Below are 14,305 nucleotides of genomic sequence, written 5' to 3'. Positions count from 1 at the left end.
GACGCCCGATGAGACAGCCTACACACTTCAACCCTTACTTTACAGGCGCACTATTGCTCGCCTCCCTTGGCCTCTCTGCTTGTGGCGGAGGAGGCGGCGGTGACGAGGGGGGAAGCTCCGCGAGCGCCGATGCCGTGCAGCCATCCCCATCCGCTACGCCAGCGGCAACCACCGAAGGACTCCAAGCGCTCTCGATCAGTTATGACAATGACCTTTCGTCGGTCTACACGCTTAATATCGACGTGATGCTCAATGAATTGAATGGCAAAATCGCTTACCTCTCGGTGTGCGACAATCGCACGGCGCAAGGCGATCTCAGTTTGGTTGACTATGACCAATGCTTAGTGAAGTCTTCACTCAATAACGGCTTGGCGCAGATTGATTTGAGCGTCGCCAACCATTGGTCATCACTGATTGCTGTAGTGTGGGTTATGGAAGAAGGCAGCGTACCAACCTCATACACCTACCAACATCAGGGCGAGTCAGAGGCGGTGTGGCTGATTCCAAGCTCTATTTGACGATAAAGGCGTCAGGTTTAAGTGGCGGGGTTTGGTAGAAGGCACGTAATGCCTCAGACAATGCCAGCACACGCGGCGGCAACCCCGTCGCTAAAATGGACATCACTTCTTGATGGACTTTTTGCATGAACCCGAGGCGGTCAGGTTCAACGTCGCCATTGAGATTGTCGCAACTGACACTAAATGCAAAGCCAGCGCTGACCGATAGGATCCACTCGTACGCCTGCGGACGTATCTCCACTTGTTCAAACTGCGCTTGAACCTGTTCATCGCGGCCATCGGGGTGATACCAATAACCAAAATCTTCCAGTAAACGACGCTCAGGGCCTGCCACACACCAATGGGCGATTTCATGCAGTGCAGACGCATAGAAACCTCGTGCAAACACGATGCGATGGTAAGGAGTAGAGTCATCCGCGGGAAGATAGATAGGCTCATCACCGCCAAGTTCAAGACGGGTCTGATACTGTTCAAAAAAGGTCTGATTGAAGAGTGCAATCAAATCGCGATAATCGTGGGTCATCTATGTGGAAGTTCAAAGTAACGATGCGCGCCATTGTACCCGACTCCGCAGCCAGCGTTAAGACGCGCTAAAGCGAAAAGAAAACGGCTTCCTTGCGAAGCCGTTTGTACGATTAAATTTTCGGGGTTTGCGTCGTGACACCGTGGTTTTGACCGCGATGACGCAGCAAGTGATCCAGCAACACAATCGCCAGCATGGCTTCAGCAATCGGCACTGCACGAATGCCAACACAAGGGTCATGGCGGCCTTTGGTAATCAGCTCTGTCGACTCCCCTTGCTTGGTGATGGTTTCACCCGGTACGGTAATGCTCGACGTTGGTTTGAGCGCGATATTCGCGACAATGTCTTGCCCAGTCGAGATACCGCCTAAGATGCCACCAGCATGATTGCTACCAAAACCGCTCGGCGTGAGAGTATCACGATGCTGGCTGCCTTTTTGGCTTACCACATCAAAACCATCGCCGATTTCGACGCCTTTCACCGCGTTGATGCTCATCAGTGCATGCGCAATGTCGGCGTCTAGGCGATCAAATACTGGCTCGCCAAGTCCAACGGGTACGCCAGTGGCGACCACTTGCAATTTGGCACCGATAGAGTCGCCTTGTTTTTTCAAATCTCGGATCAATTGATCGAGCTGCTCGACCTTATCCACATCCGGGCAGAAAAATGGGTTGTTCTCGATCTCATCCCAATCGACTTTCTCAATGGCGACATCGCCCATCTGCGATAGGTAAGCGCGAATTTCGACACCAAACTCTTGCTTAAGGTATTTCTTCGCAATCGCGCCCGCCGCAACGCGCATCGCAGTTTCACGAGCAGACGAACGGCCGCCACCTCGATAATCACGCACTCCATACTTTTGATGGTAGGTGTAGTCAGCATGACCGGGACGGAACTTGTCTTTGATCTCTGAGTAGTCTTTTGAGCGTTGGTCGGTATTTTCAATCAGCAAACCGATCGAAGTCCCGGTCGTTTTCCCTTCAAACACACCGGAAAGGATTTTTACTTCATCAGGTTCGCGGCGTGCAGTGGTATAGCGAGAAGTGCCTGGACGACGACGGTCGAGATCCGTTTGAATATCTGCTTCTGATAGCTCTAAACCTGGAGGGCATCCGTCAACGATACATCCTAGTGCGATACCGTGACTTTCTCCGAATGTGGTCACTCGGAAATGTTGTCCGATACTGTTTCCTGCCATTACTTCCTCGTATTATTTCAGCCTTGTCAATTAGGCTTTACACGTCAATTGTTCGTTTTTTCATAGTGTCTTTATTACGGTTTGATGTAAAGCCCCAAGCCAGAACTATTTTTGTTCACCTAGCCGCGAAAACGCTAGAGAGCAAAACGCCGAGCAAAAGCTCGGCGTTTGGGGGTGCACAGTTGGCAACAAATCAGTCTTTGTACAACTTGAATTCATCGGCGCAAGCGACCAGTTGGTCACGCGTCAACAAGAAGACACCATGCCCGCCGTTTTCGAACTCTAGCCAAGTGAATGGGATGTCTGGATATTGCTCCATCATGTGCACCATGGAGTTGCCCACTTCACAAATCAAAATACCCTTATCGGTCAGGTAATCGGAGGCATTGGCAAGAATGCGGCGCACCAGCTTGAGACCATCACTGCCCGCCGCTAAGCCGAGTTCAGGTTCATGGGTGAACTCTTGCGGCAAGCTATCCATGTCTTCTTGATCCACATACGGTGGATTCGTGACAATTAAGTTGTAACGCTCTTTCGGTAAATCGCGGAACAGATCCGAGCGAATTGGGAAGACTTGTTGCTCCATGCCGTGATCTTGAACGTTCTGTTCCGCCACTTGCAGCGCGTCGGATGAAATATCAATGGCGTCCACTTCCGCCTCTGGGAAGGCGTACGCACAAGCGATGGCGATACAACCACTGCCGGTACACATATCCATAATGCGCGTCGGCTCTTCGATTAGCCAAGGTTCGAACTGAGCTTGAATCAGCTCACCAATCGGAGAGCGTGGCACCAAGACACGTTCATCGACGAAGAATTCCAAACCACAGAACCAGGCACGATTCGTCAGATAGGCGGTAGGCGTGCGCTCATTGATGCGTTTCACCACACGCTCAACGACGCGCAGGCGCTCACTGCTGGTCAAACGAGAGTTGAGAACATGGGGAGGCACATCAATCGGCAGATAGAGTGTGGGTAGGATTAACTGAACGGCTTCATCCCAAGCATTGTCCGTGCCGTGACCGTAAAATAGGTGAGCGGCGTTGAAACGGCTGACCGTCCAGCGAATCATATCTTGAAGGGTATGCAGTTCCGATACCGCTTCTTCTACAAAAATCTTATCCAAAATTGCCTCCGAAAAGCGCTACAATACTGCCAATAGCATTAATCATACATATTGAAATCACCCATGAACAAAAAAGACACCGATATTGATGACGATTTCGCCCTTTTCAGGGATGCAGTACAAGGCGTAAAAAAGTTGCGACAGGATACCATAGTCCAACAGCCAAAAAGAAACACTAAGCAGAAAGAAATCACACGCAGCGCACGTGAAGCGAGCGACTCGGAGTTTTACTTCTCTGACGAGTTTGTACCGCTCCTTAACGAGGAAGGGCCAACGCGCTACGCCCGCGACGACGTGTCACAGTATGAGGTAAAGCGATTACGCCGTGGCGTGTATGTGCCTGATGTCTTTTTGGATATGCACGGCATGACGCAACTGGAGGCCAAGCGTGAACTCGGCGCGATGATTGCCTATTGCATCAAAAATGAAATTGCCTGTGCCTGTGTTCAGCATGGCATCGGCAAACACATCCTGAAGCAAAAAACGCCGCTATGGCTGGCCCAGCACCCTGATGTGATGGCGTTTCACCAAGCACCGCTTGAGTTTGGTGGCGATGGCGCGTTGCTGGTTTTACTCTCGATCCCCGAAAAATAATCGTTACTGGCGCAAATCTGGCGGGATAGGGAGTTCGGATGCCTTGAGCTTCGGCCTTTGACCGCCACGTTTGCGATACTGCTTGAGCTGGAACACATACGCCAACACTTGAGCCACTGCGGTAAACAGCCCATCTGGGATCTCTTGCTCCAACTCTGTCGAATGATACAACGCCCGTGCCAATGGCGGAGCGGGGATCACGTAGATATCATGCTCTCGCGCCACTTCTCGAATTTTAAGCGCCATGTGATCGGTCCCTTTCGCGACCACAATCGGCGCGCGATCTTTATCTTGCTTGTACCTGAGCGCCACGGAAAAGTGCTCTGGGTTGGTGACGATCACATCCGCTTGTGGCACTTCTGCCATCATCCGCCGCTGAGCGGCTTCCCGTTGTAGCATACGAATACGGCCTTTTACCTCAGGTTTACCCTCGGTCTCTTTGTACTCGTCTTTGACCTCTTGTTTGGTCATTTTCAATTGGTTGGCGTGTTGCCAGATTTGGAATGGAATATCGATGGCGACCACCACCAATAGAGAGCAGCTAATCAAGAGCACAAAGTTGAGTAAGATATCGAGCGCATGGAAGATGTTTTGCGGGTAAACGTCCATACTCAGCTGAAACAAGTCCTGCTGCGCTGAGTTGATAAGAAAGATCGCCACGCCGGTCACCAGCGCCACTTTGAGAATGGATTTCAGTAGCTCGACCCAGCTTTGCAGACCGAACATGCGCTTAAAACCACTCAGCGGGTTCATTTTTGACCACTTGGGCGTCGCGGCTTCTGCAGAAAAGCTGATGCCACCAACACCCGCTGCGCCAATCAGCGCGGCAACAAACAGCGTCACCAGAATCAGCAATAATGGCAATATCAAACTGCCTAACGACCCGAGGGCGATGTCGAACAGTTTGACTTGATCAAACACTTCCTCACGCGACAAAGTAAACAAGCGGCGCATTACTTGAAACAAGCCACGTGCCAGCCCTTCACCAAACCACATTAAAGCAATCGCGCCCACTACAAGGACGGAGACCGACGCCAGTTCTTTAGACCTTGCAACCTGCCCTTTCTCTCGAGCCTGTTGCAAGCGCCTGGGCGTGGCGTCTTCGGTGCGTTCTTGACCGTCTGATTCTGCCATCGCGCCCCCTTAACAATCCAACCGGATGAAGCGGCACACTTGCGCTTCACCTTGTAACCAGAATAGCTCATAGTGGCTATACAGGCCGGCGATAATGTACCAACAGAGCAGCAAGCCCACCATCAGCGCAAAAGCAAAACCGAGCGAGAAGATATTCAACTGCGGCGCCGCACGCGTCATAACACCAAACGATAGGTTGATGGTCAGTAGCGCAATAATGCCAGACAGCGACATACTCAGCGCAACGTTAAACATGATCCCCAGCCAACTCGCCAACTCTTGAAAATCGGCATTCGTCAGCGACCCTGAGCCTATGGGTAGAGATTGAAAACTCATCACCACCAGCATGATCATCTTTAAGTGGCCATCCGTCGCCAGAAAGAAAAGCGTTGCCAAAAACATGAACAGTTGACCAAGCAGCGGCGTATTCTGTCCATTGGCAGGGTCGACCATAGACGCAAAACCCAAGCTCGACTGCATACCCAAGATTTGGCCGAGAATGACGAAGGTTTGAATCATAAATTGGGTCACGGTACCCATCGCCACGCCGATGATGATCTGCTCAAGTAACGTCATAAAACCGGCGAATGAGAGCAACTCTATGTTATCGGGGACGGCGGGAATAGCGGGCATAACGGCAAAGGTGATGGCCAAACCCAAATAGAGTCGCACACGAGTAGAGACAAACCGCGCGCCGGTCACCGACATCACCATCAACATGGCGGCAATACGCGTGTAGGGCCAAAAGTAGTTGGCAATCCAGTCGAGGACGACGCTAGCGGGATATTCCATGCCCGCTCCTAATAGAGAACCTGAGGCAGCCGCTCAACCATGGCAAAGAAATACTCCATGAGCATTTGTGTCATCCAGTGAGCAAACAGCATTAACGCTAGCAATGTGACAATCAAACGTGGCAAGAAACTCAACGTTTGTTCGTTAATCGACGTTGCGGCTTGGAAAATCGCCACCACAAGACCAATCAGCAAGCTTGGGATAATGATGGCGCACACCATAATGAGCACCATCCACAGTGCGCCGCGAAACATTTCGACAAAAACCTCTGGCGTCATGGTCTCCTCCCGCTACAACGCAAAACTGCCGGCCAAGGTCGACAAAATCAGGTTCCAACCATCCACCAGCACAAACAGCATCAGTTTGAATGGCAGCGAGACGATCATGGGCGAGAGCATCATCATACCCATGGCCATTAAGACAGAAGCGACCACTAGGTCAATGATGAGGAAAGGCAAAAAGAGCATAAAGCCGATTTGAAACGCCGTCTTGAGCTCAGAAGTAATGAACGCCGGGATCAGCACCGCCATCGACACCTCTTCTGGAGCGGTTGCGTCGGAGCCCGAAATGTTGACAAAGGTTTCCAGATCTTTAACACGCGTCTGTTTAAGCATGAAATCTTTCATTGGCACTTGCGCCAAATCGAACGCGTCACGTGCCGTGATTTGTTCATTGATGTAGGGTTGAATCGCGTCGTCGTTAATTTTACTCAGTACTGGCGACATGATGAAAAAGGTCAGAAAGATAGCAATGCCAATGATCACTTGGTTCGACGGCGTCTGCTGCAAACCCATCGCTTGACGCAAAATCGACATCACGACAACGATGCGGGTAAATGAGGTCATCAAAATGACCATGGCGGGCAAAAAGCCCAGCATGGTCATCAAAGCGAGAATCTGTAGATTGACGGAATAGTCTTCTGTGCCGTCAGGGTTGGTGGTCATGGTAAAGGCAGGGATACCGCCGCCACCGCCGGTCAAGCTACCGGTCGACAACGTTTGTGCGCTGCTACCAGAAGCGCCTTGTTCACGCTCCATCGCCGAGACAGTCACCGACGATGCGCCCGCCGCATTACTCGGTACCGATGTCGCTAACTCCTCCTGTGCGACCACCGCCGTAGAGAGAAGAGACCATAGCAAGGTCATCCAGACCCAAAAAGTTCGACTACGATTTATCATTCTTTTTCAATAGCTGAGTCAGTTGGCTTGCAAACGGACTGGTGGCTAACTCCTCCTGAGAAAGTGGCTTATCCAACTTCGCAATCAACTGGATAGACTGAGCCGTCACGCCGACTAAGAACTGCTCTTCTCCGGCTTGAACAATCACGATACGCTCTTTGGTACCCACCGCGATTTGGCGTACTACACTCAACCCCGACTGATTGCCAATAGCGGGAACGCGCATTCGCTTGAGTAGCCAAGCCAAAAACAAAATAAAAGCAACAACGAACAAAAGCGACCCAAAGGTGGTCGCTATGTCTAACTGGCTATCGGTTGCAGGCCCCATGGCTTAACGAAGCTTCTTAATACGCTCAGTTTGGCTGATAACGTCAGTCAAACGGATACCAAACTTGTCATTGACCACCACCACTTCACCGTGGGCAATCAAGGTGCCGTTGACCAATACATCGAGTGACTCCCCGGCCAAGCGCTCAAGTTCGACCACTGAACCTTGGTTGAGTTGCAGTAGGTTACGAATGCTGATCTGCGAGCGGCCCACTTCCATAGAGATGGTGACCGGAATGTCCAAGATGGTATCGAGCTTACGGCGCTCGTCATCGGAAATGGGTGAGGAGGTATCTTCTAACTCATCCAATTGCGCTGACATCACTTCATCCACATCGATCTCTGGCGCGTTGGGATCTTCTCCTAGGGCTGCCGCCCATTCGTCCGCCAGTTTCTGATCGTCACTTGGTTCCATACCTAATTCCTACTCTTCAATTAATCTTCAATGTCGCCTTCGTCATCTTCTAACTCGGAGATGACATCTTTGCCCAAGAAGGCAATATCGGTTTTCACTACATCGGGACGCTTAATTTTTTCCGATATTTGCACCGCAAGGTTTTCCCCTGAGCGGCCCATTTTGACCCGATAGGTCGGTAACTCTTCCACAAACATGGTGGCGTGCTCTGGCATATGGATCGGGATAATATCGCCAGGGCGCAGCTCCATCAGGTCGCGCAGGGAAATATCTTGCTCGAGCAAGTTAACGCGAAAGTTCACTGGGACATCCATGATCTCTTCGCGTAGCGCCGTGCTCCAGCGCACGTCAGTTTCCATCTTATCCGATTGAACACCGGCATCGAGCAATTCACGGATCGGCTCTACCATTGAGTATGGCATCACGACATGGAAATCGCCGCCCCCGCCATCCACTTCGATATGAAACGAGCTCACAACGATCACTTCTGTCGGGCTGACAATGTTCGCCATGCTCGGGTTCACTTCGGAGTCGAGATACTCAAACTCGACCCCCATCACAGGCGACCATGCTTCTTTATAATCTTCAAAGACGATTTTGAGCAACAATTGAACAATTCGACGCTCGGTCGGGGTAAATTCACGCCCTTCAATCCGCGCGTGAAAACGGCCGTCACCGCCAAAGAAGTTCTCCACCAAAATGAACACTAAGCGTGCTTCCATGGTGATCAGCGCCGTACCTTTTAGAGGTCGAAAGCGCACCATGTTGAGACTGGTCGGTACGTAAAGTGTATTTTGATACTCGCCGAACTTCATCATCTGCACGCCGTTGATCGAGACTTCAGCGGTTTTACGCAGCATGTTGAACAGGCTGATACGCATATGACGAGCAAAGCGTTCGTTGATCAGCTCGAGGGTTGGCATCCGACCACGAACAATGCGGTCTTGAGAGGAAAAGTCAAAATCGACGGCGCTCGCGTCTTGCTCGTTACTCTCTTCTTCTATCTCATCGACGTCATCGACGCCGTGAAGCAGCGCATCGATCTCATCTTGGCTTAATAGATCAGTCACGCGTCACCTATTGCATTACAAAATCAGTAAATAGCACACGTTCAATCACAGGCTGACCCACAGCTCTGGTCAAACTGGCCTTGATGTCATCCGTCGCTTTGTCGCGCAACTCCACGCGTCCATTGACGCTGCGTAGTTGGTCCACCGTTGCCGAGGCAAACGTGCTCAGCAGGGAACTCTCGATCAGTGGCGAGTGATAGCGGGCAAGGTTTTCATTTTCGCTGCCACGCACCATCAACTGCACTTTGATCTGTACCATGCGGTCACGTTTATCGCCCGTCACGTTAAACAAAAACGGCTGAGGAATATTGACATAAGAGACAGGCTCGGCGGGCGTCACCACTTGCTGTTGCGTTGCAGCCTGTTCACCCGAGGGCTCATCTGACCCCATCAAAAAGAACGCGGCACCACCACCGCCAAGCAGCAAGACAACAACAACGGCCACTATGATCAGTAATTTGCCTTTCCCTTTGGGAGCTTCTGCGGTGATATCTTCGTCTGCCATAACTTAACGGTCTCTAAATCCTAGTTTTTCTAACAGTTTAAGCGTAATAACTGATTCCATCACGCTTTGTTGCTACATTCAAATCAAGATTGGTGTCTGGTTCAAGGTTTTCTTCACCGCCAAAGGCGTGATTGCTGCTCCCTTGACCATTTCCTTGCCCACTGCCTGTTGCATAGCGTCCTTGCTGCTGGCCAGAGGCCTGTTGCTGAACGGAGGTGTCTCCCAGCTGAACCCCTTGCTGAGCGAGCATTTCACGCAGTCTTGGCATCGATTGCTCGATAATATCGCGCGCGCCTTGGTTGGCGACAGTAAAGTGGACAGTGGCGCCGTCACCATTCATGTTCATGCGAATTTGTAAGCGGCCTAGCTCAGGTGGATCAAGGCGAATGTCGATGTTTTTCAAGTTTTTCGACATCATCATCTGTACGCGCTCTGCCACTTGATCCGCGGCTACATCACGGCTGAGCTGCAAAGGAACTTGCGCAGGATTGGCTTGCTCCGCACGCATGCCATTAGGTTGAGTGCCAAGCTGCTGCCCACTCGCGGCAGCCAACTGCTGAGCAAAATGCTCGCCCGATGCCGCCTCTTTGCTCTCCCCACTTTGGGCGGCGCCCATCGCGACTTTCGCTCCCAACGCCGATTTTAACAGTGCCTGCTCTTGCAGTGCCGGGTTCGCTGCCACATTCGGCATCACGCTGGCGCTTAGGTCGGTGGGTATGGGCGATGTGGGAATCGCTTGCGCGGCAGCGTTAGGAATAGGCGAAGTGGCAGCCTGTTGCAGCGGCGTAGGTGTCACTGACTGCGTTTGATGCATCGCTTGTTGTACTGAGTGTGCGAGCACCGCTTGCTGAGATTTCACTTGCGGATCTCGGGCCAGATTGACCTCCTCTTTGACCACCGCCTCACCTTGTACGGCCCATGGAATGGCTGTTGCTTGCGTTGGCGTTTCGGTATCCGTAAGAGTATCGGCCGATACGGTTTGGGGCTCTGCAGTCAAGGAGGCAGCAGAGACATTGGCCGCTTGCTCTGCTCTGTTCGTATCAACGCCAGCTTCGCTTAATTCCGTGCCTACCGTCATGGCGCTGGCATTCAGTGCGTTTGGCGCTGCGGTCGCATCGGCTTGATGTTGCTCGGTGTTGAAACCGTGTTGAGTCGACTTATCTACAGGCAGTGCATCGGTTGGTGTGGGTTCTTGTCCCGCTTTTGCCGCCACACTCGCGGTCACTGCAGCGGCAACCTGAGGCGAAGCACCATCTTGTTCGCTATCCACAAGTGGAGACTCCACATTAAGGTACTTTTTCGCCGATTCCGCTTTCGCCTGCTCAGATACCTCGCTTACAGCAAGCGATTCGCCATCGCTGCCAGTGGCCGAGGCCGAAGACGCGGCGGCTTGCACTACATTTGTATCTTGACCTTCATCTCTCGCCTGGCTATTTGCGTGCAGGGTTTCGCCGTGCACTCTCACCGTTTCACTCTCATTTGAGCGCACAAAGGATTCTGGTTGGGTCTTTTCATCGCCTTGAGCGGAGATGGCGGCGGCTTGAACAGACACTTGCCCTTCAGCAGACACTTTAGGCGTATCCGTTGCAGGATCGAGCTTGGCGGCATTGGCTTCATGAGGCAAGTTCTTGCCGTCTTTTGCCTTGAGGGCGCGATTAGATTCATCCAGACGCTGCAATACTTGGTCATTGTCGGACACAATTTTCGCCGCTTGGTCTTTCGGTAGGGAGGCGTCGCTATCATCCGTCGCAGCCAACACCTTAGCTGAGGCTGCATGGTCACTTTCGCCTTTTGCACCGTCGGCTTTCGAACTTACCGATTCGGCCTCGAGTAACTCGTCGGTAGATTGATTGGCAGTCGATGTCGACTTATCGCTGTTAGACGTTGACTTTGACGTTTCACTTGCGCTTGCTTGCTCTGTGGAGGCTTTTTCTGCGGGTGCTTTCTCTACAGGGACTTTGCCTTGCGCTTTTACCCCATCACCGGAGCCGTCGCCTTTTCCGCCTTCACCTTTAATCAGCCCAGCGAGTTTAGAAAAAAAGCCTTCTCCACTGTTTTTCTCAGTGCTGGCCTCACCCGTGCTTGGCGCGACCTTAGCGGCTTTTCCGCTGTCAGAAACAGACGATAAATTGATATTCATAGTTGAGCTACTCACAGTTAATCATCTCGAAACAGCGCAGAGACGGAACAGGGGTTAGCTAGATATCAGCAAAAATCACGCCATAGTTGGATGCTAATACGAAGTTTTTACGATGATAATGAGCGATCAGTTCGGCTTTCGACGTGAATATTGCAAGGTGGCAAACTCATCCATCAGCTTTTGCTCGCGATGCTCTTGTTCACGCGCTTTTTCACTGCGTTTTTTCTCCATCAGCCATTCATACGAACGTCGCTGTTTGCGACGCTCCAGCCAGTGCTGCTCACAGCTTTCTACCTGACTCTTAAAATGGTGCTCGGCTTTCTGCTGCTTGGCGAGGGTCTCATCGAGCGTGGTTAAAAAGCGGTTTAAGTGGGTATATTGGCTAGCCGTTAACCCTTGCTGACCTCTTTCAACCAGTTGCTGGCAGTAATCTAAACGGTATTGCTCAATCTGTTTGAGCTGTCGGTAATAGCCTTCTAGCTCACCGCGAGCCTGTGTAAGCGCCATGACCGCCTGATTTTCCTGTTCTTTCGCCTGCTCTAGCAAGAATGCCAACGCGTTATCCATCGACTATCACTCCCCTTGCAGCAAGTTCTTGAGCATATTTACGCACATATCGTACGGCACGCTCTCTTTCATTCCTTGCTGTAGATAACCATCGAGTTTCGGCTTGATAGTAAACGCGCCATCAATCGCTGCATCGGTACCCGGTTTGTAAGCACCAATAGAGACCAGATCTTGATTCTTGCGACAAATCGAGAGGATTTGTCTCACCGCTTTGGACATCAAAATATGCTCATCGGTGGTGATCTGTGGCATGACACGACTGACCGATTTTTCGACATCAATCGCTGGATAATGACCCGCATCGGCCATTTCTCGCGAGAGCACAACGTGACCATCGAGAATGGCTCGCGATGCGTCTGCTATCGGGTCCTGCAGGTCATCCCCTTCGGTCAGTACGGTAAAAAATGCGGTAATGGAGCCCTGATCGGGGCCACCGTTACCGGCTCGCTCCACCAAAGCGGGCAATTTGGCAAAGACCGAGGGCGGGTAACCTTTGGTTGCGGGCGGTTCGCCAACCGATAGCGCAATTTCACGCTGCGCTTGAGCAAAACGGGTTAAGGAGTCCATTAGAAGCAGGACATCGAGCCCTTGATCGCGAAAATATTCTGCGATGGTCAGGGCAGTCTGGCACCCTTTCAAACGCATCAACGGTGAGGCGTCGGCGGGCGCTGCAACCACCACGGAGCGTTGGCGACCATCCACGCCCAAAATTTCTTCGATAAACTCTTTCACTTCTCGGCCACGTTCACCGATCAAGCCGACCACCACCACTTGCGCAGTTGTGCCTCGAGTCATCATACCGAGTGTCACCGATTTACCGACACCAGAACCGGCGAACAGACCAATACGTTGGCCTTTGCCCACTGTCAATAAGCCGTTGATCGCTTTAATGCCGACATCCAGCGGCTCCGTGATCGGTTTACGTGCCAGCGGATTAATCGGTTCCACATTAAACGAGGCTTTTTTCTCGGTATAAATCGGGCCAAGACCATCGAGTGGGTTGCCTACGCCGTCAATCACTCGACCAAGAAGCTCCATACCAACAGGCAGGCCTGCATCACTGGTCAGCGGCGTCACTTTCGCCCCGGGCAGCACGCCGGTGATCTGCTCACTCGGCATCAAAAAAAGGTTGTCGCCAGAAAAACCGACCACTTCGGCTTCCATTTCACCGTGCATGGTTTCCACGGTACACAAACTGCCGATCGGAGCCCGGCACCCGGTCGCTTCGAGCGTTAATCCCACCACGCGAATCAACTTACCGGACGCCACTGGGCGACACGTTAACCCGTGGGTTTTGTACTGGCCAAGACGCTGAGCGAGCTCGAGCATCACTCACCACCTTGATGACGATTGACACCACAAAAGCTTTGGATCACGCTGCGAATCCTATCTTCAAGGCGATAGTTGACACTCGACTCCCCCGCTTCAATTTGTACATCGCCCCGATTAAGAGCAGGCTCACTCATCAAGCTCCAATTACGCAGGTTCAATTCGTCTTCGCCATAGGCAGAACGGATAATAGCGACATCGTCGGGGTGAAGTTTTAAGGTAATCGCGTGACCGGAAATAGGCAGAGATTCCACCGACTGTTTGATGGTGTCTAGAATGACTTGAGGATTGGTTTGAACTTCGACATGCACCACCTCTTTCACCAAGACGAGGACCATATCGACTAACTGTTTTTCCACTTGGGCATTCATCAGTTCAAGCGGCTGAGCGAATTGGTTGGCTAAGTTGATGAAGGTATCCACTTGTTCTTTGATAAAGGCTTCGCCTGCCGTGACACCTTCTTGACGGCCCGCTTCGAGCCCTTCTTGATGGCCTTCCGCTAAGCCTTGCTCTTTGCCTTTCTCATAACCTTGCTTGAAACCGGCTTCTTGACCTTGCAGCAATCCGTCTTGATACGCCTGCTGCTTGATGTGCTCAATTTGCTCATCGGTCAGCTCAACGGGCGCCTCTTCTTCAGGTTCGGTGGGCAAAGGCATCCAGCTCGGATCGTAATTCAGCGCCGTTTCTTTGGCTTGCTTGTGAGTGTGTGACGTGTAGTCAGGCATGCCCCAGCGCTCCGCTTTTTGGACCACCACTTCTTCATCATCCAATCGTAAAAAACCGCGCTTTCTTTCTCCGGCCATAACACTTTTACTCACTGAGTTACTGATCGTTCACTGAATTACTGATCGCTCTTCGCGTTGATTTGCGTTGCGGTCATCACTCGGTT

The 14,305-nt window shown here is 51.8% G+C and carries 17 protein-coding genes; 2 read left to right on the top strand and 15 right to left on the bottom strand.

All coding sequences use genetic code 11. From position 1 onward, the window contains the following. The first annotated feature begins 8 nt into the window (after positions 1–8). Positions 9–518 carry a hypothetical protein gene (locus AC6R0R_RS05595; protein WP_500626002.1) on the top strand — a complete coding sequence of 170 codons (510 nt, stop codon included), beginning with the start codon at positions 9–11 and terminating at the stop codon, positions 516–518. On the opposite strand, the gene AC6R0R_RS05590 is transcribed toward AC6R0R_RS05595, so the two are convergent. The 3 genes from AC6R0R_RS05590 to prmB form a co-directional block, all read right to left on the bottom strand. Beyond that, entirely contained in the window at positions 511–1,041 is a 531-nt protein-coding gene (locus AC6R0R_RS05590; protein WP_500626001.1) for an elongation factor P hydroxylase, read from the bottom strand. The genes AC6R0R_RS05595 and AC6R0R_RS05590 overlap by 8 nt on opposite strands. Before the next feature lie 112 nt (positions 1,042–1,153). Further along, positions 1,154–2,239: a chorismate synthase gene (gene aroC / locus AC6R0R_RS05585; protein ID WP_500626000.1), complete on the bottom strand. Its 1,086-nt coding sequence runs from the start codon at positions 2,237–2,239 to the stop codon at positions 1,154–1,156. A 193-nt stretch (positions 2,240–2,432) separates the two neighbouring features. Further along, positions 2,433–3,365 (bottom strand): 50S ribosomal protein L3 N(5)-glutamine methyltransferase, encoded by a 933-nt coding sequence (gene prmB, locus AC6R0R_RS05580; RefSeq protein ID WP_500625999.1) that lies wholly within the window; start codon positions 3,363–3,365, stop codon positions 2,433–2,435. 63 nt (positions 3,366–3,428) lie between these two features. On the opposite strand from prmB, the gene smrB reads away from it, so the two are divergent. After that, positions 3,429–3,959 carry an endonuclease SmrB gene (smrB, locus tag AC6R0R_RS05575; protein ID WP_334555259.1) on the top strand — a complete coding sequence of 177 codons (531 nt, stop codon included), beginning with the start codon at positions 3,429–3,431 and terminating at the stop codon, positions 3,957–3,959. 3 nt (positions 3,960–3,962) lie between these two features. Here smrB and flhB read toward each other — a convergent pair whose 3' ends face one another. The 12 genes from flhB to fliH all read right to left on the bottom strand — a co-directional run bounded on the left by flhB (position 3,963) and on the right by fliH (position 14,219). Continuing rightward, the gene (gene flhB, locus AC6R0R_RS05570; RefSeq protein WP_334555258.1) at positions 3,963–5,093 is read right to left on the bottom strand and encodes a flagellar biosynthesis protein FlhB; all 1,131 of its coding nucleotides are present in this window, start codon (positions 5,091–5,093) and stop codon (positions 3,963–3,965) included. Positions 5,094–5,102: 9 nt separating this feature from the next. Next, the gene (fliR, locus tag AC6R0R_RS05565; protein WP_334555257.1) at positions 5,103–5,885 is read right to left on the bottom strand and encodes a flagellar biosynthetic protein FliR; all 783 of its coding nucleotides are present in this window, start codon (positions 5,883–5,885) and stop codon (positions 5,103–5,105) included. 8 nt (positions 5,886–5,893) lie between these two features. Next, entirely contained in the window at positions 5,894–6,163 is a 270-nt protein-coding gene (fliQ, locus tag AC6R0R_RS05560) for a flagellar biosynthesis protein FliQ (RefSeq protein WP_487902641.1), read from the bottom strand. Positions 6,164–6,175: 12 nt separating this feature from the next. Continuing rightward, on the bottom strand, positions 6,176–7,030 hold the full coding sequence (fliP, locus tag AC6R0R_RS05555; protein WP_334555277.1) for a flagellar type III secretion system pore protein FliP: 855 nt from the start codon (positions 7,028–7,030) through the stop codon (positions 6,176–6,178). A gap of 19 nt (positions 7,031–7,049) precedes the next feature. After that, complete coding sequence (gene fliO / locus AC6R0R_RS05550) at positions 7,050–7,391, bottom strand: flagellar biosynthetic protein FliO (protein ID WP_500625998.1); 342 nt, start codon at positions 7,389–7,391, stop codon at positions 7,050–7,052. A gap of 3 nt (positions 7,392–7,394) precedes the next feature. Then, entirely contained in the window at positions 7,395–7,805 is a 411-nt protein-coding gene (gene fliN, locus AC6R0R_RS05545) for a flagellar motor switch protein FliN (protein ID WP_334555254.1), read from the bottom strand. Between the two features lie 20 nt (positions 7,806–7,825). Beyond that, positions 7,826–8,875 carry a flagellar motor switch protein FliM gene (gene fliM / locus AC6R0R_RS05540; protein WP_334555253.1) on the bottom strand — a complete coding sequence of 350 codons (1,050 nt, stop codon included), beginning with the start codon at positions 8,873–8,875 and terminating at the stop codon, positions 7,826–7,828. Positions 8,876–8,882: 7 nt separating this feature from the next. After that, complete coding sequence (fliL, locus tag AC6R0R_RS05535) at positions 8,883–9,380, bottom strand: flagellar basal body-associated protein FliL (protein WP_334555252.1); 498 nt, start codon at positions 9,378–9,380, stop codon at positions 8,883–8,885. A gap of 37 nt (positions 9,381–9,417) precedes the next feature. Further along, entirely contained in the window at positions 9,418–11,520 is a 2,103-nt protein-coding gene (locus AC6R0R_RS05530) for a flagellar hook-length control protein FliK (protein WP_500625997.1), read from the bottom strand. Positions 11,521–11,646: 126 nt separating this feature from the next. Then, on the bottom strand, positions 11,647–12,087 hold the full coding sequence (gene fliJ, locus AC6R0R_RS05525) for a flagellar export protein FliJ (RefSeq protein WP_334555250.1): 441 nt from the start codon (positions 12,085–12,087) through the stop codon (positions 11,647–11,649). A gap of 6 nt (positions 12,088–12,093) precedes the next feature. Continuing rightward, on the bottom strand, positions 12,094–13,416 hold the full coding sequence (gene fliI / locus AC6R0R_RS05520) for a flagellar protein export ATPase FliI (protein ID WP_500625996.1): 1,323 nt from the start codon (positions 13,414–13,416) through the stop codon (positions 12,094–12,096). Next, positions 13,416–14,219, bottom strand: a complete 804-nt coding sequence (fliH, locus tag AC6R0R_RS05515; RefSeq protein WP_500625995.1) for a flagellar assembly protein FliH — start codon at positions 14,217–14,219, stop codon at positions 13,416–13,418. Before fliH ends, fliI begins: the two co-directional genes overlap by 1 nt. Between the last annotated feature and the right edge of the window lie 86 nt (positions 14,220–14,305).

It is taken from the genome of Vibrio sp. R12-SW3-ISO1, assembly GCF_059834005.1.
Note: the sequence above shows the minus strand (reverse complement) of the source record. Positions and strands in the feature narration are given on the sequence as shown.

Bases quoted from the DNA above. Each gene is read 5' to 3' on its own strand.
- fliH (WP_500625995.1), bottom strand. From the start codon at position 14,219: ATGGCCGGAGAAAGAAAGCGCGGTTTTTTACGATTGGATGATGAAGAA.
- smrB (WP_334555259.1), top strand. From the start codon at position 3,429: ATGAACAAAAAAGACACCGATATTGATGACGATTTCGCCCTTTTCAGG.
- fliR (WP_334555257.1), bottom strand. From the start codon at position 5,885: ATGGAATATCCCGCTAGCGTCGTCCTCGACTGGATTGCCAACTACTTT.
- fliO (WP_500625998.1), bottom strand. From the start codon at position 7,391: ATGGGGCCTGCAACCGATAGCCAGTTAGACATAGCGACCACCTTTGGG.
- fliJ (WP_334555250.1), bottom strand. From the start codon at position 12,087: ATGGATAACGCGTTGGCATTCTTGCTAGAGCAGGCGAAAGAACAGGAA.
- fliQ (WP_487902641.1), bottom strand. From the start codon at position 6,163: ATGACGCCAGAGGTTTTTGTCGAAATGTTTCGCGGCGCACTGTGGATG.
- fliI (WP_500625996.1), bottom strand. From the start codon at position 13,416: ATGCTCGAGCTCGCTCAGCGTCTTGGCCAGTACAAAACCCACGGGTTA.
- fliL (WP_334555252.1), bottom strand. From the start codon at position 9,380: ATGGCAGACGAAGATATCACCGCAGAAGCTCCCAAAGGGAAAGGCAAA.
- flhB (WP_334555258.1), bottom strand. From the start codon at position 5,093: ATGGCAGAATCAGACGGTCAAGAACGCACCGAAGACGCCACGCCCAGG.
- fliP (WP_334555277.1), bottom strand. From the start codon at position 7,030: ATGACCTTGCTATGGTCTCTTCTCTCTACGGCGGTGGTCGCACAGGAG.
- AC6R0R_RS05595 (WP_500626002.1), top strand. From the start codon at position 9: ATGAGACAGCCTACACACTTCAACCCTTACTTTACAGGCGCACTATTG.
- aroC (WP_500626000.1), bottom strand. From the start codon at position 2,239: ATGGCAGGAAACAGTATCGGACAACATTTCCGAGTGACCACATTCGGA.
- fliN (WP_334555254.1), bottom strand. From the start codon at position 7,805: ATGGAACCAAGTGACGATCAGAAACTGGCGGACGAATGGGCGGCAGCC.
- AC6R0R_RS05590 (WP_500626001.1), bottom strand. From the start codon at position 1,041: ATGACCCACGATTATCGCGATTTGATTGCACTCTTCAATCAGACCTTT.
- AC6R0R_RS05530 (WP_500625997.1), bottom strand. From the start codon at position 11,520: ATGAATATCAATTTATCGTCTGTTTCTGACAGCGGAAAAGCCGCTAAG.